At 56.7% G+C, this 16800-nt stretch carries 19 protein-coding genes; 10 read left to right on the plus strand and 9 right to left on the minus strand.

The genetic code is table 11. The annotated features are described in order from the left end of the window. Positions 1-24 precede the first annotated feature (24 nt). The 6 genes from ACPYOP_RS20685 to ACPYOP_RS20710 all read left to right on the plus strand — a co-directional run bounded on the left by ACPYOP_RS20685 (position 25) and on the right by ACPYOP_RS20710 (position 6705). The gene (locus ACPYOP_RS20685; RefSeq protein ID WP_481412200.1) at positions 25-1590 is read left to right on the plus strand and encodes an ABC transporter substrate-binding protein; all 1566 of its coding nucleotides are present in this window, start codon (positions 25-27) and stop codon (positions 1588-1590) included. A gap of 166 nt (positions 1591-1756) precedes the next feature. Further along, a complete protein-coding gene (locus ACPYOP_RS20690) occupies positions 1757-2728 on the plus strand; it encodes an ABC transporter permease (RefSeq protein ID WP_481412201.1) in 972 nt (323 codons plus the stop codon). A 1-nt stretch (position 2729) separates the two neighbouring features. Further along, positions 2730-3629: an ABC transporter permease gene (locus ACPYOP_RS20695; RefSeq protein ID WP_481412202.1), complete on the plus strand. Its 900-nt coding sequence runs from the start codon at positions 2730-2732 to the stop codon at positions 3627-3629. Further along, on the plus strand, positions 3626-4600 hold the full coding sequence (locus tag ACPYOP_RS20700; RefSeq protein WP_481412203.1) for an ABC transporter ATP-binding protein: 975 nt from the start codon (positions 3626-3628) through the stop codon (positions 4598-4600). The genes ACPYOP_RS20695 and ACPYOP_RS20700 overlap by 4 nt, the downstream gene beginning before the upstream one ends. Further along, entirely contained in the window at positions 4597-5586 is a 990-nt protein-coding gene (locus ACPYOP_RS20705) for an ABC transporter ATP-binding protein (protein ID WP_481412204.1), read from the plus strand. Before ACPYOP_RS20700 ends, ACPYOP_RS20705 begins: the two co-directional genes overlap by 4 nt. A 39-nt stretch (positions 5587-5625) precedes the next feature. Further along, positions 5626-6705 carry a serine hydrolase domain-containing protein gene (locus ACPYOP_RS20710; protein WP_481412205.1) on the plus strand — a complete coding sequence of 360 codons (1080 nt, stop codon included), beginning with the start codon at positions 5626-5628 and terminating at the stop codon, positions 6703-6705. Between the two features lie 23 nt (positions 6706-6728). Here ACPYOP_RS20710 and ACPYOP_RS20715 read toward each other — a convergent pair whose 3' ends face one another. The 6 genes from ACPYOP_RS20715 to ACPYOP_RS20740 all read right to left on the minus strand — a co-directional run bounded on the left by ACPYOP_RS20715 (position 6729) and on the right by ACPYOP_RS20740 (position 12716). Then, complete coding sequence (locus tag ACPYOP_RS20715; RefSeq protein ID WP_481412206.1) at positions 6729-7679, minus strand: LysR family transcriptional regulator; 951 nt, start codon at positions 7677-7679, stop codon at positions 6729-6731. An 89-nt stretch (positions 7680-7768) separates the two neighbouring features. Further along, entirely contained in the window at positions 7769-8896 is a 1128-nt protein-coding gene (locus tag ACPYOP_RS20720; protein WP_481412207.1) for a serine hydrolase domain-containing protein, read from the minus strand. A 96-nt stretch (positions 8897-8992) separates the two neighbouring features. Next, positions 8993-9769 (minus strand): ABC transporter permease, encoded by a 777-nt coding sequence (locus tag ACPYOP_RS20725; RefSeq protein WP_481412208.1) that lies wholly within the window; start codon positions 9767-9769, stop codon positions 8993-8995. After that, positions 9756-10523, minus strand: coding sequence for an ABC transporter ATP-binding protein (locus ACPYOP_RS20730; RefSeq protein WP_481412234.1), 768 nt, complete (start codon positions 10521-10523; stop codon positions 9756-9758). The genes ACPYOP_RS20725 and ACPYOP_RS20730 overlap by 14 nt, the downstream gene beginning before the upstream one ends. Positions 10524-10586: 63 nt before the next feature. Further along, the gene (locus ACPYOP_RS20735; RefSeq protein WP_481412209.1) at positions 10587-11588 is read right to left on the minus strand and encodes an ABC transporter substrate-binding protein; all 1002 of its coding nucleotides are present in this window, start codon (positions 11586-11588) and stop codon (positions 10587-10589) included. Between the two features lie 45 nt (positions 11589-11633). After that, complete coding sequence (locus ACPYOP_RS20740; protein WP_481412210.1) at positions 11634-12716, minus strand: 4-oxalomesaconate tautomerase; 1083 nt, start codon at positions 12714-12716, stop codon at positions 11634-11636. A 106-nt stretch (positions 12717-12822) separates the two neighbouring features. Here ACPYOP_RS20740 and ACPYOP_RS20745 point away from each other — a divergent pair, with 106 nt between their 5' ends. The 4 genes from ACPYOP_RS20745 to ACPYOP_RS20760 all read left to right on the plus strand — a co-directional run bounded on the left by ACPYOP_RS20745 (position 12823) and on the right by ACPYOP_RS20760 (position 15635). Next, entirely contained in the window at positions 12823-13725 is a 903-nt protein-coding gene (locus ACPYOP_RS20745; protein ID WP_481412211.1) for a LysR family transcriptional regulator, read from the plus strand. Positions 13726-13765: 40 nt separating this feature from the next. Further along, positions 13766-14020: a DoxX family protein gene (locus tag ACPYOP_RS20750; RefSeq protein ID WP_481412212.1), complete on the plus strand. Its 255-nt coding sequence runs from the start codon at positions 13766-13768 to the stop codon at positions 14018-14020. A gap of 388 nt (positions 14021-14408) precedes the next feature. Then, the gene (locus ACPYOP_RS20755) at positions 14409-14879 is read left to right on the plus strand and encodes a hypothetical protein (RefSeq protein WP_481412213.1); all 471 of its coding nucleotides are present in this window, start codon (positions 14409-14411) and stop codon (positions 14877-14879) included. A 168-nt stretch (positions 14880-15047) separates the two neighbouring features. Continuing rightward, entirely contained in the window at positions 15048-15635 is a 588-nt protein-coding gene (locus ACPYOP_RS20760; protein WP_481412235.1) for a 3'-5' exonuclease family protein, read from the plus strand. On the opposite strand, the gene ACPYOP_RS20765 is transcribed toward ACPYOP_RS20760, so the two are convergent. The 3 genes from ACPYOP_RS20765 to ACPYOP_RS20775 form a co-directional block, all read right to left on the minus strand. Continuing rightward, positions 15632-15874 carry an ASCH domain-containing protein gene (locus ACPYOP_RS20765; protein ID WP_481412236.1) on the minus strand — a complete coding sequence of 81 codons (243 nt, stop codon included), beginning with the start codon at positions 15872-15874 and terminating at the stop codon, positions 15632-15634. The two genes, ACPYOP_RS20760 and ACPYOP_RS20765, sit on opposite strands and share 4 nt — an antisense overlap. A 95-nt stretch (positions 15875-15969) precedes the next feature. After that, positions 15970-16497: a GNAT family N-acetyltransferase gene (locus tag ACPYOP_RS20770; RefSeq protein WP_481412214.1), complete on the minus strand. Its 528-nt coding sequence runs from the start codon at positions 16495-16497 to the stop codon at positions 15970-15972. Next, positions 16494-16772 carry a type II toxin-antitoxin system TacA family antitoxin gene (locus ACPYOP_RS20775; protein ID WP_481412215.1) on the minus strand — a complete coding sequence of 93 codons (279 nt, stop codon included), beginning with the start codon at positions 16770-16772 and terminating at the stop codon, positions 16494-16496. Before ACPYOP_RS20775 ends, ACPYOP_RS20770 begins: the two co-directional genes overlap by 4 nt. Between the last annotated feature and the right edge of the window lie 28 nt (positions 16773-16800).

Raw genomic sequence — 16800 nt, forward strand, 5'->3', positions numbered from 1 at the left:
TCGGCTGAAAAAGAAAAAGGGAACATGATGAAGACGCGAGCTTTTTTGTTGGGCTTGGCGAGTTGCGCCAGCTTTTTCGTAGGTTCTGCAGTTGCAAAGGATATTACTGTTGGTCTGAGCGGCACTGCAACATCAATCGATCCACATTTTTACAACGCATCGCCCAACAATAGCATCGCGATGCAGATCTTCGATAGGTTGACCGAACGAACAGCTGAAGGGCAGCTGGTTGAAGGTCTGGCGACGAAATGGGAAGCGGTTTCGGAAACAAAGTGGCGGTTCACCCTTCGTGAAGGCGTGAAATGGCATGACGGAAAGCCTTTTACTGCCGATGACGTGGTATTCACGCTTGGTCGCGCTGGCAATGTTCCCAACAGCCCAGGCGGGTTCGGCGGATTCACACGAAATGTCGCAAGCGTCGAAGCCGATGGAAATCTTGCCGTCATCATCAACACGAAGACACCGGCCCCTACCCTTCCCGGCGATCTTGCCAATATTGCAATTGTATCGCGGCACGCCGGTGAGGGTGCAGACACCGCCGACTACAATTCCGGAAAGGCGGCAATAGGCACTGGGGCCTTTCGCTTCTCGACTTTCAAGCAAGGCATCGAAGTTGGGCTGGAGCGCAATCCCGAGTGGTGGGGCAAGAAAGTGGCTTGGGACCATGCAACCTACCGCATGATCTCCAGCGCCAGCGCACGCACCACGGCCATTCTGGCGGGTGATGTCGACATTATCGACGCTCCCGCCGCCACCGATATTGCGCGCTTCAAATCGACAGCAAATCTTTCCTTCGTCTCCACGCCCGGTCTGCGTGTGATCTATCTGGCGCCGACGACATCGGGCGAGACCTGGAGAGCCAATGTGAAGGGTCCGAATGGCGAAACGCTGGAGACAAACCCGCTTGCCGATGGGCGCGTGCGCACCGCGCTATCCGTGGCGATAAACCGCGAAGGTATCGTCGACAAAATTATGGAAGGCACAGCCACGGCATCCGGCCAGTGGTTGCCTAAAGGGGCTTTCTCCTACACCGACGACATTCAACCACCGAAGCCGGACGCGGCAACCGCCAAGAAGATGCTTGCTGATGCTGGTTTCCCGAACGGTTTCCAGCTAACTGTTCACGTGCCAAACGACAGGTATCCCAATGCGCCTGCAGTCGTCCAGGCTGTCGCCCAGATGTGGACGCGCATCGGCGTGAAGACGAACGTGGAAGCCCTTCCATGGACCACTTTCTCCTCGCGCAAATCGGAATTCTCCATGAAGCTATTGGGGCTCGGCAATGCCACCTATGATGCGAGCTCCATGTTGGTGAACGTCCTCGGAACCGTTGATCCGAAACGTGGGTTGGGTGCTGCAAATGACAGCGGATACTCCAATCCGGCACTCGATGATCGCGTCGTGAAAGCAATGACGATTTACGACGACAAGGCTCGCGAGACTGCCCTTATCGAGGCGGTCAAGGTCGCGGTGAAAGACGGCGCCATTATACCGCTTTACCAACAGAGCAATGCCTGGGTTACGCGTAAGGGCTTGTCTTATGCACCGCGGATCGACGAGCGTACGCTCGTCAAGGATATATCCGAATAAGTCGCCCTGGCGGATCGGAATGTTTTCGATCCGCCACCGTCATTCCCTGCGCAGAGATGAGCGGCTTTTGCACAAGAATACAAAACCTGAAATGCGCTATATCTGAAGGCGCCCGCGCGACGAAGTCTGCCGGTCGTCGTTACATCATCAATGTTTAGAGGGCATCATGACCCTATGGATTATCCAGCGCCTATTGCAAGCGATACTGGTTGCTTTGGCAATGGCCGTGATCGTCTTTGTCGGTCTTCACCTGATAGGCAGCCCGATCGAAACGCTGCTTCCGGCGGAAGCCAACCATGAAGACCGCCTGCGGCTGATCGCCGATCTCGGCCTTGATCGTCCACTTTACGAGCAGTTCTTTCTATTCTTGAAAGGTGTTCTCCAGGGCAATCTCGGCATCAGCTATGTCTACAAGGAGCCGGCCGTCGAGCTGATCCTGTCCCGCCTTCCGGCGACACTGGAGCTGGCCTTCGCGGCGGTTCTGCTGTCGCTCGCTTTCGGCGTTCCCCTCGGCCTTATTGCCGGATGGAAGCCGGAGAGCGCCTTTTCCCGCACGATCATGATCGGTTCAATCTTCGGCTTCAGCTTGCCGATCTTCTGGATCGCCATTCTGCTTATCATGATATTCAGTGTGCATCTGGGCTGGCTGCCCAGTTCCGGTCGCGGTTCGACCGAAACCCTGTTTGGCATCCCCTGGTCGTTCGTCACTCTGGACGGGCTCAGGCACATGGCACTACCGGCCGTCAGCCTTTCGCTGTTTAACATTTCCATGGTGACGCGTCTGACCGAAGCCGGTGTCCGCGAGGCCACGTCCAGTGAATATGTCCGGTTTGCCAGAGCCAAGGGCCTGTCGTCACGTCGCATATTGAGCGTCCATGTTCTCAAGAATGTCATGATTCCGGTCGTCACCGTCGTCGGGCTCGATATCGGTCAGACAATCGCATTTTCCGTCGTCACCGAAACCATCTTTGCCTGGCCCGGTGTCGGAAAGATCATCATCGACAGCATCGCCGCGCTCGATCGCCCTGTGATCGTGGCCTATCTCATGCTTGTGGTGATCATGTTCGTCATCATCAATCTCGTCGTCGATGTCACCTACAGGCTGCTCGATCCACGTATCCGACTCCAGGGAGAGTGACGTGCAAGCAATTTCCAGCTCCGCCAAACTCAGACCCAGCCTGCAATTCCTGCGGCAGTATTCACGTTCGCCGCTTGCGCTCGTCGGTCTCATCCTGATCATACTTATCGTCCTGCTGGCGATCTTTGCACCGATGCTGTCGCCTCAAAACCCTTACGACCTGATGCAACTCGACATCATGGATGGCCGCCTGCCGCCGGGATCGGAAGCATCCGCCGGCTTCACCTTTCTGTTCGGCTCGGACGATCAGGGGCGCGACATGCTCTCCGCCATACTCCACGGTCTGCGGATCAGCCTGATCGTCGGTCTGGGATCGGCGGCCATCGCCTTCATCATCGGCACAGCTTTCGGCCTGACAGCCGCCTATGTCGGCGGCAAGGTGGAGACGGCGATGATGCGCGTTGTCGATCTTCAGCTATCCTTTCCCACCATCCTTTCAGCGCTCCTCATTCTCGCACTGCTGGGGAAAAGCGTTGGCAACGTGGTTTTCGCGATCGTGCTCGTGGAATGGGCCACCTATGCCCGCACCGCCCGCGGCGCCGCACTGACGGAACTTCGCCGCGAATATGTTGAAGCGGCAAGGTCGTTGCGCCTTCCTCATCGGAATATTCTGTTTCGCCAGCTTCTTCCGAACTGTCTGTCACCCCTGGTCGTTCTGCTGACCATGCAGGTCGCACGGGCAATCACGCTTGAGGCGACGCTCAGCTTTCTCGGCCTCGGCGTACCGGTCACCGAACCATCGCTCGGACTTCTTATTTCGAGCGGCTATGAATTCATGTTGTCGGGCACCTACTGGATCGCGCTGTTCCCCGGAATAGCACTGCTCGTGACCATCTTTGCGATCAATCTCGTCGGCGACCGCCTGCGTCAAATGCTCGATCCGAAGGCTGCACAGAAATGACCGCCATGCTCGAAATCAAAGGTTTGAAGACCGAAGTCGTGACCGCTGAAAGCCGCGTTACCCTCATCGACGACATCAATCTCGACCTCGCGGCCGGTGAAGTGATGGGCCTCGTGGGAGAATCGGGATCGGGGAAATCGGTAACCGGCCTGTCGATCATGGGATTGATCGATAAGCCAGCCCAGGTCACGGGTGGACAGATACTCTTCAAGGGCAGGGATCTGCGAACGCTCTCTGAAAGGGAGTTACGCTCCATTCGTGGCAACCGGATCGCCATGATTTTCCAGGATCCGATGTCCACGCTTAACCCCGTCCTGCGTATCGACACGCAGATGATGGAGGTGGTGCATGCCCATGAAACGATCAGCAAGCAGGCGGCCCGCGAGAGGGCGCGCGATGCCTTGGGCATGGTCGGCATTCCAAGCCCTGAGGAAAGGCTTAGCGCCTATCCGCATCAATTCTCCGGCGGAATGCGGCAGAGAGTGGCCATCGCCATCGCGCTGCTGATGTCGCCGGATCTCATCATCGCCGATGAACCGACCACGGCCCTTGATGTCACCATTCAGGCGCAAATCCTCTCGATCGTGCAAAAGCTCACCCGCGAAAATGGAACTGCCCTCATATGGGTTACACACGACCTCTCGGTCGTCGCTGGCCTCGCGGACCGCCTTTCGGTCATGTATGCCGGCCGCATCGCCGAGCAGGGCAAGACGGCCGATCTGCTTCGACGCCCCATGCATCCCTATACGAATGGGTTGATGGCAAGCCTTCCCGCGCACAATCAGCGCGGTTTCAGGCTTAAACAGATTGCCGGCACGACACCCTCCGTCGCCAATATGCCGAAAGGTTGCGCCTTCCATCCCCGCTGTTCGTCAGCGACCGAGCTCTGTCTCAGTCCACCGCAGCTTGAGCCTGTCGAAGGTCGACTTCTTCGCTGTTTTCACCCCGTCATGGAAGGAGCGCCAGCATGAGCAATCGACTGGAGGTCCGCAACGTCAGAAAGCGCTTCAGCCGCAAATCCGGCCTGATCGAACGTGGCGCCGAGTTCATTGGCCTGAGGGCCCCCAATCCCGTCGTCCGCGCTCTGGATGATGTTAGTCTTGCTGTCGCAGAAGGCGAAGTCGTCGGGATCGTCGGTGAGTCAGGCTGCGGGAAATCGACGCTCGGTCGTGTGGTGGCCGGTCTGCTGCAGGCGTCGGACGGAACGGTGCTCTTCCGGGACAAGCGCCTTCAGGATATGCCCGGGGACGAGGCGGAGACGGCGCGGCTAAAGGTCCAGATGATCTTTCAGGACCCGTTCTCCTCGCTCAATCCCCGGCAGCGCGTGCGCGAGATCATTGGTGCAGCTCCCCTGCATCATGGACTGACCACGGCGCGGGAGCTGGATGATTATGTCGGTCAGCAGATGGCACGCGCCGGCCTGGACCCCTCAATGGCGTCCCGCTTCCCCCACCAGTTCAGCGGTGGGCAGCGCCAGCGTATTGGCATCGCACGCGCGCTTGCCGTTCAACCGGACATGCTGATCTGCGACGAGTCGGTCGCGGCTCTCGATGTGTCTATCCAGGCGCAGATACTCAATCTGTTTCTCGACCTCAGAGAGCAGTTGGACCTGACATACATCTTCATCAGCCATGATCTTTCCGTTGTTGAGCATATCTCCGATCGCGTCGTGGTGATGTATCTCGGACGTGTCGTTGAAGAGGCGACGGTCGAGGAGTTGTTCGCCCATCCCAATCATCCCTATACCCGCGCACTTCTTCAGGAGAGACCAAGCCTCGATCCCGTGCAGCGGCGCTTTTCTGCCATCGAAGGCGAAATACCAAGCCCGCTTTCACCGCCCTCGGGATGTCACTTCCACCCCCGCTGTCCGCTGGCGATGGCGCGCTGCCAGGTCGAGCGGCCGGAGCTCCGTTCGGTCGGTTCACGCCACAAGAGCGCGTGCCATCTGAACGACTGACGTCGGCAAATCACATCCAAAACCACAAAAGGAAGAATTATGTCTGTTTCAGCACCTCTGGAACATATGCCTGCCGTACAAGGCCAGCAATTTCCGGCACAAGAATGGAAGCAGGTTGATAATCCCGGCGACTACGGGTTTTCGGCCGACGTACGCTCGAAAGTGGATGCGGCTCTAGCTTCGCTGCCGACCACGTCTTTCATGGCAGTTGCCGGAGGCGAGACACTCTATAGCTACGGCGATATTGCGGAGGTGAGCTATCTCGCCTCGACCCGCAAAAGCATCCTGTCGATGCTGATGGGCAAAGCCGTTGCCCAAGGCAAGATCGATCTCGATCTGACCATGGCGGACCTCGGTATTGACGAGGACCACGGCCTGCTACCTATCGAAAAGACGGCGACGCTGCGTGACCTTCTGATCAGCAGTTCCGGCGTTTACCATCAGCCGGGAAGCCCCGGCAGCAATACCAAGAACGTTCCCGAGCGCGGCTCTAAGAAACCCGGCACCTACTTCCATTACAACAATTGGGATTTCAACGTGCTTGGGGCCGCTTTCGAACAGTTGACCGGCCGCAGTGTCTTCAAGGCATTCGAGGAAGATTTCGCAGGGCCGATGGAAATGCAGGATTTCGATCCCTCTCGCCAGCGGATGATGGGCTACGAGGGAGCCTCTCGTTACCTTGCCTATCACTTCTTCCTCTCCGGGCGCGACATGGCACGGCTGGGCCTTGCGATGGTCCGACATGGTCGTTGGGGCGACAAGCAGGTGATGCCGGCCGAATGGGTCTCAGAAAGCACGAAAATCCGCGTTCCTGCGGAGAGCATGAACGAGAGCGAGAAGTCACGGATCGCCGGTTACAGCTATCTCTGGTGGATTCCAGTGGTGACGGATGAGACGCCGGAATGGCAGGGGGCCTGTGTTGCGGCCGGTCATTTTGGGCAGTTCATCCTGTGCCTGCCAGCGCTCGACATGGTTTTTGTCAACAGAAGAGCGATCCCGGACGATCTTGCCATCGCCCGCAACGACGGCAGCTTCAAGGAGGAATTGCCAGCCGTGAAGATGGAGGATTTCCTTGGCGTTGCCGATCATTTCATCCGCGCAAAACTGACCCTCGCGTAATTGAGGCCGCGGGAGGTGACCGATCAGGTCACATCTCCGGCGAAACAGTCGGAAATCTGTTCCCGCAGCCATTGACTTGCCGAATCGCGTTCCTTTTCGGCAAGCCAGATCATGCTGGTCGACTGTTTTTCTTCTGCAAACGGAGATTCCAGCAGCAAGAGCTCGTGCGAACGTTCGAAGAGCTTCGCAACGCTTTCCGGCATGATGGCCACGAGATCGCTGCGGGCGATGATCGCGACCGCGGCGGAAAAATGTGGCACGACGGCAACCACTCTGCGCTCAAGACCCATGGCGTCCAGCCGCTCGTCGATCCAGCCACGACGGCTCGGAGCGGAGGTGACCTTGACGTGTCCAAGCGACAGCAGCGCATCCAGCGTCAGCGGCTTCTTCGCGGCCGGATTGGTGGCCGACATGATGCAGACGCGCCTCTCGGTAAAGAGTGAGGTGCATCGGTAACGGGCCGGAAAATTATCCGCCGTCATCACTGCGACATCAATTGTGCCCTCATCGAGATGTTCTTGGACCACGGGCAAAAAGTTTCGATTGTGCGCTACACCTGTTCGCGGCATGTGAATGACCTCAAGCACGCAATGCGGGGCACGTGCCCGCACACGCTCAATCAGGCGAGGCATCAAGACGACAGAGAAATAGTCGTTCATACCGATGCGGAAAGCACGGTGAGACGTTTCCGGTTCGAATCTGAGGTGCGACAGCATGACGGATTCGGTATCTTCAATAATGCGTCGTACTGCCGGGAAAATCTCCGTGCAGAACCGCGTCATCACAAAACCGCCCGACGTTTTCCTGAACAATTCATCGCCGGTAATGGCCCGAACGCGCTTTAGCGCATGGCTCATGGCGGGCTGGGAGAGACCGATATATTCCCCGGCCGCCGTCATGTTGCCTTTGACGACGAGGGCATAGATGACCTTAAGTAGATTGAGATCGATGGAGCCCAATGAAAATCGCTGCATGCGAACCTGCCTTCGCCTTCAGAACGTGCATGAACACAATGGCATGGACCGCGCCTGCCGAAAACAGGCGGCGGCCATCGCTTGCGGTCTCAGGCCCTCGCCGCTACGACAGCGTGTGCGATTTCCAGAAATTCTGCGGCGGTGACTTTTGTCGGCTCATAGGTCGTTTTCCCGAGATTTCGAGCAATTGCAAACTCGTCGGCAACAGCTCGCCGATGCACAATGACCGTATCGATCGCCGGCAGGCATAAAACGAACTGTCCGAAATTACCATTCATGAGGTAGGAGCCTTTGAAGGCCGGGTCGCTGGACGTGGGTATCCACCACAGATAGCCATAGCCGAGACCCTCCTTGCTTTTTGTCTGCTCAGGCGCGAACCGTATTTTCGTGCTTTCGGAAATCCAGGCCTCGGGAACGATTATTTTGCCTTCCCATTTTCCTCCCTGAAGCATCAGCTGCCCAAGCCGGGCCATATCGCGAGCCGACAGGAAAAGGTGGTAGGCGAGATAACGCGACTGATTTTCGTATCCCATCATCCTCTGACGGCCGAGTTCAAAGTCTTCAAATCGCAGTGGCTCCGCCAAATCCTCCTGCAAGGCCTGAAAAACAGTCTTGCCGGTGCGCTTCTCGAAAATTGCACCGAGAACATTGAAGTCCCAGTTATTGTAGAGGAAGGTTGAACCGGGTTGGGTCTTTCCGCGCGCTGGCGTGTCGTCATTGCCGCCCGGGCTACCGGCGGCATGATAGACACCCGAACTGGAGGTCAGCAGATCTTTGACCTTTGCAGTTTTCTCCAGTGGTAGAAGGCCGTCATCTTCATCGATACCAATCTCGGCGATTGACATATCAAGATCGATCTTCCCCTCGGCGACGTATTTTCCGAAGAGCATGGACAGAACGCTTTTGCGGGCCGAGGCGAGGTAACTGACGTCTGACAGGTTGCCATATGTGTAGACGATTTCGCCGCCCCTCACGACCATCATCGACGTGGTCGCCATCGGATACAACTTCGTTTCCATTTCCGCGAGCTTCACCGGTGACCATCCGGTTGACTTTATGTCTTGCGCGGACCTCCACGATGTGCCGGCTGTAGAACCTCCCTCGGGAGACGTGCCTTTTGCGGCAACACTTCCAACACCAAGACCGGCAACTGCGAGGGCCGATATCGCCGAAGCTGCAAGAACAGAGCGACGTGAGAGTCGAAGATCCATACCCATGCTATCCTCCCATTTAGTACGCCAGACGAAAGTCACCCGACAAAACAGGATCGGCCAACCGGCCGATCCATCTGATGTTACTTTCTGTTGGGGATCCTACGCGGGCCGCTCCTCACCCGCGTTCGGCCGCCAGGTGATCAGTTTTTTCTCCGCTACATCCAGGATGAGATCGATGATCAGAACGAAGACCGCCAGGATGATGATACCTGCGAAGACGCCGACAGCATCGAAGTTACCTTCCGAACGGGCGATCAGGTAGCCGAGACCTGCGGAGGCTCCGAGATATTCGCCGATGATTGCGCCGACCACGGCAAAGCCGACAGATGTGCGCAGCGACGATAATATCCAGGTCGCAGCAGCCGGGAAGTAAACATGACGCAGCAGATCTGAGCGCCTGGCGCCCAGGATACGGGTATTCGATAGCACGACCGGGTTCACTTCGCGCACACCCTGCATGGCGTTGAAGAAGGTGACAAAGAAGACGAGTGTTACCGCAAGCGCAACCTTCGACCAGAGGCCAAGACCCAGCCAAAGAACAAAGATCGGCGCCAGAACGACGCGCGGAATGGCGTTTACCGCCTTGATGAACGGATCAAGGACCCGGGCGACGTAGGGGCTGAGGCCCAGCCAGACGCCTGCGCCGACGCCGAGACCGGTCCCGATCATGTAGCCAAGCACGGTTTCGCTGAGCGTGATGCCGACATGCTTGTAAAAACCGGGATCAGTTACCCAGGAGATCACCTGCTGGACGATGTCGTAAGGTGCCGGGAAGAAAAAGCGGTCAATTGCACCGGAGGTCACACCAAGCTGCCATCCACCTAAAATGGCGACCAGGAGGACGACCTGGATGATACGAACATTAACGGCTTGCATAGCTTTTCTCCACTTCGCCACGCAGGGACGCCCAGATATCGCGGTAGAGCGTCATGAATTTCGGATCGAGTTTGATTTCGGCGACGTTGCGAGGCCGTTCGAGATCGACGGGGAAGCTCTCGATGACGCGGCTCTTCGGGCCGGCAGCGAGAACGACGACCCGGTCTCCGAGCGCGATTGCCTCCTCCAGATCGTGGGTAATCATCACCACCGCGCGGCGGTCTTCCTGCCACAGACGCAGCAATTCGTTCTGCATCAGGTGGCGGGTATGAATATCCAATGCGGAGAAGGGCTCATCCATCAGAATGACCTTCGGCTCGGTGATCAGGGCCTGCGCCATCTGCACGCGCTTGCGCTGGCCGCCCGAGAGCTGGTGCGGAAAACGGTCACCAAAGCCTTTGAGGCCGACCTTCTCCAGCCAGGCCATAACCTTGGCGCGCCGCTCGTCCTCTGGAACGCGGCGGAACATCAGGCCCAGCTCGACATTCTGAAACGCGGTCTTCCAGGGTAGAAGCGCATCCTGCTGGAACAGATATCCGATGTTGTTCTGCACACCCTGGACGGCCGTGCCATCGATCGACACCTTGCCCTGCGCCGGCTTCAACAATCCCGCGATGGCGTTCAGGATGGTGGATTTGCCACATCCGGTAGGGCCGACGATCGAGAGAAACTCTCGATCACCGACTTTCAGGTTCACGTTCTGCACGGCAACGAACGAACCAAATGCCATGGTCACGTCATCAATTGCCACCATTGGCTGGAGTTTGAGCTCCGCGACGGGTTCAAGTTTTCTAACTGGCGAAGACATGATGGGCCCTCAGTTTCCGCTCTTGGAGGCCACTGCCTCGACGAACTTGTTGGTGTAAGTGGTGTTGAGGTCGATCGTCGCCTTGGCGACAGCTTCGTTGAAGCTTTTCAAAACAGCCAAGGGCGTTTCGAGGTCGGCAGGCTCGAACTTGCCGTCTTCGGAGAAGATCGCCTTGGCCGCTTCTACGGCTTTCACATAGGTCTGCTTGTCGCCGGACACGAAATCATCGGGTAGTTTTTCCACGATTTCTTCGGCGGAATGCTGTTTCATCCAATGCAACGCCCGAACCGTTGCATTGGTGACCTTTTGGATCACTTCAGGATTGGCATTGATGTAGTCTTGCGTGGCATAAAGCACGGAGGTCGGATAGAGGCCGCCATAGACATCCTTGGCACCCTGATCGCTGCGGGCATCGATAAGGATCTTGCCTAGTCCACGCTCGACAACAATGGTGGCAGCGGGGTCGTAGTTGACAAGCAAATCGATCTTCCCCTGCTGCAAAGCGGCCACCGCCGCGGCGCCTGAACCGACACCAATGATGGAGATGTCATCTTCGCTCAGCTTATGCTGTTTCATGAAGTAGCGAATGAAGAAATCCGAGGAGGAGCCGGGCGATGTGATGCCGACCTTCATGCCCTTGATTGTTTCGGGTTTCGCCGGGTCGAATTGGGTGTCTTTCTTGCCTGCGAGAACCAGACCGGAATTGCGTGCGAGCTGCACGAAGCCGACCACATGCTTGTTCTGCGACTGCATCTGGATCGTGTGATCGTAGAAACCGACGGCGACGTCGGTGGAGCCGGCAACCAGTGCCTGGAGCACCTTCGATCCGCCCTGGGCGAAGTTCTCGGTCGTCACGTCAAGGCCCTCGTCCTTGTAGAAGCCGAGGGTCGCCGCCACCGGAAAAGGCAGATTGTTGAGGTTGTACGAACCAACACTCATTCTGACGGATTCGGCATTGGCAGATGTCGCCAGCGCACAGAGCGTGGCTGCCGCAAGAAAATATTCACGCATGAGGGTCTCCTCCCTGTTTCATGTCTTGTGACAATATGGCCGTCTTTAAGCTGCGTGTTCAATTGCAGCGATTGGCTTAGCGAAGGCGAAGCCTTCGAATAGTCTCCGAGCCGTTCTGACGAGCCCGGCGGTAATTGCACCGTTTCGCATTTCCAGCTGTACATCGAGGCGCCCGGCAGGATGTTCGATACGGACCTGGGTCGGCACAGAAAGACGTCCTGCCATATCATAGGCAATCGAGCCTTCGGTTACAGCCGCGGTCGCAATACCAACAGCGCCGGTCGTCGCCAGTGAAGGATGGCAGTCATTGGGCATGAAGTATCGGACGGAAAGAGTGCCGCCGTTGCGGGCCCGCGCGACCAGGACCGGTTTTGGAATAACCATGTCGCTCACATCACCCATCCCCATCTGCTTCCCGGCCAGGATGCGGATGCGGTTCATACGTTCGATGAGATCGCTGTTGCCAGTGAGCGCCTGTGGATCCTCATAACCCGTTACGCCCAGGTCGGCGGCGCGCATGAGGACCATCGGGATGGCACAATCTATGGCCGTCGTCTCCACGCCGTCGATCATGTCAACGGGCTTGCCGGTCGGCAGCAACTTACCCGTTTTTGCACCTGCCGCATCCATGAACGTCAAAGCGATCGGCGCTGCCAGCCCGGGCACACCATCGATCGACGCGTCGCCGAGGTAAATGACTTCGCTACCGCGTGTCGGAACCTTTGCTTCGATCAGTTTACCGGTATTGACGTTATGAATGCGCACCAGCGTATCGTTGTCCTGGGCCGCAACAAGCCCCGCCTCGATTGCGAAGGGACCGACGGCTGCCAGCATATTTCCGCAATTGGGCGAATAGTCGACGTACTGACGGTCAGTGCGAACCTGTGCGAATAGATAATCGACGTCGGCGCCGTTGATAGTCGAAGGACCGATGATGGCAACCTTCGACGTGACGGGATTGCCTCCACCGATGCCATCGATCTGCAGAGGGTGGCCAGAACCCATAATGGAGAGAAGGGCCGCGTCCCGTTCGGCTCGCTCGCGGGGTAGGTCGGATGCAAGAAAGAACGGCCCACGCGATGTTCCGCCACGCATCAGCACACAGGGTATTTTGAGCAGATCGTTCATAGGACATCCCCAGTCTTGCATTCGGCGTATTAATGTCGCCTGTTGTTGCAATATGGGGAAAGAAATATAATCTGTTAAATGCAATGTTCGGAGAGTTTATTGCGATATGAGCATAAATTGCGAAATTCTCGATTTGCGAGCGTTTCAGGCTGTGGTCGAATTGGAGAGCTTTCACCGAGCAGCTGATGCGCTCCATATCTCACAACCGGCGCTCACGCGCCGTATCCAAAAACTGGAGCAGGCCATTGGCGCGCCGCTTCTTGAGAGGACCACCAGGCATGTTGCACCGACGGCAATGGGTCAGGAGGTCATGCCCCTTGTCCGGCGGATGCTGGAGGAGTTCGATGGATCGCTCTTTGCCATGAAAGACGGCACGCAGCGACGCGGGCTTATCACAATGGCCTGCGTCCCAACCGCCGCTTTTTACTTTCTTCCCACTGTCATTAAGACCTTCAGCCAGCAATATCCGCATATTCGGCTGCGGATCAGAGATTTGACAGCAAACGAGGGCCTGCAGGCCGTGGCACGGGGCGAAGTGGAGTTCGGGATAAACTTGATGGGGAACTCCGACCCCGATCTGGTCTTTGAGACTCTTATCAATGACCCGTTTGTCTTAGCGATGCGAAAAGACCATCCTCTTGCAGCTTTTGAGACGATCCAATGGGATCAACTGGAACCCTACCCGCTGGTTGTTGTTGATCGTTCAAGCGGCAACAGAACACTCCTGGACGGCGCACTCGCGCGGCACAATCTAAAGCTGAACTGGTTTTATGAGGTGACCCATCTCAACACCTCGCTTGGCCTCGTGGAGGCCGGACTTGGGATCTCAGTGCTGCCGCGACTGGCCACGCCGCAGGATGATCATCCTTTCCTGGTTACGCGACCGATCGTAAACCCTGTAGTTTCCCGAACGATCGGCATCGTGCAAAGGCGAAGCAGTATCCTGTCTCCTGCTGCGGAGAAGTTCGTTGAAATGCTGCTGAAGACTTGGAAAACGCCTAATCCTTAACCGTGGAGCACTTCGATCCAGTGCCCGGACACGACGACCCATGCTCGGCAGACCCGCCACGCGGAACGACTTTGTCGGTTGGGGTCACCCAGTGTGGTGGTGCTATGTCACTGGCGGGTTGGAGATGGTCAGCGCCGTTCTCATCGCGCTACCCGTCACACTGAACGCTGGCCTTATCATCAGTGCCCTCATCGTCGCTGCAGCCGTCTTCACTGTTGGGCGGAATAGAGACTTTTCCCACCTTGCGCCCTTGAGCCTTTTCTCCGCTATTCTTGTGTTAGCCAGCATGACTTGATCATAACTGCTGCCTGATCATCGCCGCCCTACACCGGCATTCGATTCGTAAATTCAGACCAAGCTTTGGAAGCTTTCGTCGCCAGGAAAGGCGGCGAGATAGGTCGGCTTGTGTAGCCAGTTTCGCATTCGAAATTCCTTGTAGGCAGTCAGGTCGGGCAGATCATACGATTTCTTTTCGAGAAGATGGTCAGGCTGCTGCGCAGCCACCTGACCTGTTTTCAGGGTGGCTCAAGTGATCCTTATCTCCACTAACGCCTGTGTTCTTTTCGCGGTCACGTGTTGAATTGCTATTTCCAAGGTAGGCAGCAAATCATCAGCCTGATCAACCTTGGCCGTCCAAGCGCGGCTTGCGGCGGCGACCAGCGTAAAATCGGGCGATGGTGAGAGTGAGACAAGCGGCATGGCGTTTGACTTTGCCGCATACTCGGCTTGAAAATAAGCGTCTCAACTTGTCGATCACGTTCCACCGTGACGAGCTCATCGAGAACCTGGTTGAAGGCCGGATTATTCCCAACTTGTTCCTCACGTTCATGGCGATATGCATCCTTCCGAATCTCACCTGTTTCGGAGGTCATCGACAGATGATCTATATTCCACTGTTTAAAGCTTCGATGGCCGCAGCCCTCCGGCTTGAAGCAGGCTCCGACGCGGTACTCCAAGGAGAAAGCGTTTGGCTACCCGATGTGCTGCAGCCCGCCGCTAATCCAGTTTCAATGATAGCGGCATCGCCGAAGCCGCTATCATTGTCAGGCGATCTGCTCGCCCCGACTTTTCAGAAAGATGGACTGGCGAAAACCCGCCTCGATTACCTCGATCCTGAATGGTACGCAGAAATCAGATCGGGTCACCACCAGTGACGCGATGCAGACGCCTAGGTCGGCGGAAGCAAGTCGCAAATTTCGGATTCGCAGATTCGAATTTGCCTATCTTCGGTCTAAATGGTATGTCCGTTGCGAAAAATTTGTAACCTTTGCGGGATATATCGAATGAGAGCGGCCATCATTTTTGACTGCTAATTCCTCTGCCTGGAGGGTTCTCAACGAAGGTTTTGGTGCGCGGCCCATGATCCCGATCCTGTTATCGCGCAAATTGGCGCGGTAAAGCTTGGGCTCGAAAACGACTACCCGCTGCTAGACATGTACAAGGCATATGTCCGTCCCATCGATCGCTTTGGAAAACAGTATCCACTTGATCCTTACTTTACTGAATTAACGGGAGTGACGGAAAGGGATATCGAGGAGAACGGTTTGGGACTTGCCGAGGCGCTTGATGGTGTAGACGCCTTCTCCGGCGGCGAAACCTTCTGGTCTTGGGGCAAAGACGAGCTAAATATGGTCGCGATAAGCTGCTACATAGCTGGTGTCACGCCGTCGATACCAGCGAAGCGATTTGACAACGCGGTAAAGCTTCTCCTCGCTGCAGGTATGCCCATTGAGGACCTAGCAAGAACTCCGAGCAACAAACTAGCAGACTACTACGGCGTAGAGCATCCGCCCTTCAAGGCACATGACGCTCCCGACGATGCGTTGTCAGTCGCATATACACTTCAGCACTTACTCCGCAATGGGAGCCTCCGGCCGCAGGACTTCAATCTCGTGCTCGTCGACGCTTAAGTGCGAGGCCCCCGGCATTTGAATTCGTAGATTGTAACGATTTCAATCGGTGACATTTTTCCGTAAAAGTGTTCCATCGTCTCCAGTAGTTCATGTCGGCTTACGCGACCGTCTTTTTCGACGTCGTTCTGGTCTAATTCGGCGAGTGATTTGTAGATTACACGGATAATTTGCAGGTTGGCGACCAACCGGGCGTTTTCATGTCTATTCGGAACGGCCACCTCGAATAGCGGAAGCATTACAGAGCTTGGATATCCGTTATCCTCAAGATGATCACCACGATGCGATAGTTCGCTTTTCGGTGAAATCAATCGTGTCCCCACGCCTTACGGGATCAAAGGAGACCTTTGGCACGCAAGTCGGCCGCGAAGGTGATGAGCGGCATCACGAGAGTTAGCGGCTTGTCCTTCAGCGGTTCGGCACCATAGGAAGCGTACCAGTTGGCGGCTCGCTCGCCTTTGGCATCGATGATCAGTAGAAGTCCCCCGCCTTCTCCTGCAAGTCGCAGGCAGCGGAGCGCTGCGGCGGCTAGGAGCCGGCCTCCCAGTCCCTGCCCGGCAACCGCGCGGTCGGTAGCCAGTCGCGCAAGCCTGAAGCCCGGCACATCATGGCGGGCAAGACCGCGTGTCATTGCATCTGGCACAGTCGCATGCTCGACTGCCGAAGGCGCGATCGTATAGAAACCAAGAATACGGCCGGGCACTGCGTCGTCGATAGCACAGAAGGTTTTCGAGGCATTTTGCTCATGGCTCTGTCGGGCAAAGCGGACCAGAAACTCATTCATCTGACCGTCGCCGCAATCGAAGGCTGCCCGACCGTGGGACTTGGCGATCGGTTCCTCATGCCATGCAGGTAAAGTCATAGGCTGTCAGGCAAACCGGCAATCGCGGCGCGAAGCTTGGCGTTGGGTTTGGGCGGATTTTCCAGAAGCTCAAGAATACGAAGATGATCGCGTTTTGACACTTTGATCGTCTCGGCTTCTTCGATGACAGCCTCTGCTTCTCGCAGGGCGGATTGCGTTACGAAATTCGTCAGATCGGTATTACGAAGTGCCGCAGCGCGCACGAGTTTAGCCTTGGCCGTGGCGGGAACCCTCAAACTCATACGCTCACTGTTCTCGTTCGCAATGCTCGGCATATCAGCCTCCATCTTTCGACGATATATA

The organism is Rhizobium sp. KNZ2-6A (assembly GCF_056755475.1).

Excerpts from the sequence above, each read along its gene's own strand:
- ACPYOP_RS20710 (WP_481412205.1), top strand. The coding sequence starts at position 5,626 with ATGTCTGTTTCAGCACCTCTGGAACATATGCCTGCCGTACAAGGCCAG.
- ACPYOP_RS20735 (WP_481412209.1), bottom strand. The coding sequence starts at position 11,588 with ATGCGTGAATATTTTCTTGCGGCAGCCACGCTCTGTGCGCTGGCGACA.
- ACPYOP_RS20715 (WP_481412206.1), bottom strand. The coding sequence starts at position 7,679 with ATGCAGCGATTTTCATTGGGCTCCATCGATCTCAATCTACTTAAGGTC.
- ACPYOP_RS20745 (WP_481412211.1), top strand. The coding sequence starts at position 12,823 with ATGAGCATAAATTGCGAAATTCTCGATTTGCGAGCGTTTCAGGCTGTG.
- ACPYOP_RS20705 (WP_481412204.1), top strand. The coding sequence starts at position 4,597 with ATGAGCAATCGACTGGAGGTCCGCAACGTCAGAAAGCGCTTCAGCCGC.
- ACPYOP_RS20740 (WP_481412210.1), bottom strand. The coding sequence starts at position 12,716 with ATGAACGATCTGCTCAAAATACCCTGTGTGCTGATGCGTGGCGGAACA.
- ACPYOP_RS20730 (WP_481412234.1), bottom strand. The coding sequence starts at position 10,523 with ATGGTGGCAATTGATGACGTGACCATGGCATTTGGTTCGTTCGTTGCC.
- ACPYOP_RS20720 (WP_481412207.1), bottom strand. The coding sequence starts at position 8,896 with ATGGGTATGGATCTTCGACTCTCACGTCGCTCTGTTCTTGCAGCTTCG.
- ACPYOP_RS20750 (WP_481412212.1), top strand. The coding sequence starts at position 13,766 with ATGCTCGGCAGACCCGCCACGCGGAACGACTTTGTCGGTTGGGGTCAC.
- ACPYOP_RS20765 (WP_481412236.1), bottom strand. The coding sequence starts at position 15,874 with ATGCTTCCGCTATTCGAGGTGGCCGTTCCGAATAGACATGAAAACGCC.
- ACPYOP_RS20685 (WP_481412200.1), top strand. The coding sequence starts at position 25 with ATGATGAAGACGCGAGCTTTTTTGTTGGGCTTGGCGAGTTGCGCCAGC.
- ACPYOP_RS20725 (WP_481412208.1), bottom strand. The coding sequence starts at position 9,769 with ATGCAAGCCGTTAATGTTCGTATCATCCAGGTCGTCCTCCTGGTCGCC.
- ACPYOP_RS20775 (WP_481412215.1), bottom strand. The coding sequence starts at position 16,772 with ATGCCGAGCATTGCGAACGAGAACAGTGAGCGTATGAGTTTGAGGGTT.
- ACPYOP_RS20770 (WP_481412214.1), bottom strand. The coding sequence starts at position 16,497 with ATGACTTTACCTGCATGGCATGAGGAACCGATCGCCAAGTCCCACGGT.
- ACPYOP_RS20700 (WP_481412203.1), top strand. The coding sequence starts at position 3,626 with ATGACCGCCATGCTCGAAATCAAAGGTTTGAAGACCGAAGTCGTGACC.
- ACPYOP_RS20690 (WP_481412201.1), top strand. The coding sequence starts at position 1,757 with ATGACCCTATGGATTATCCAGCGCCTATTGCAAGCGATACTGGTTGCT.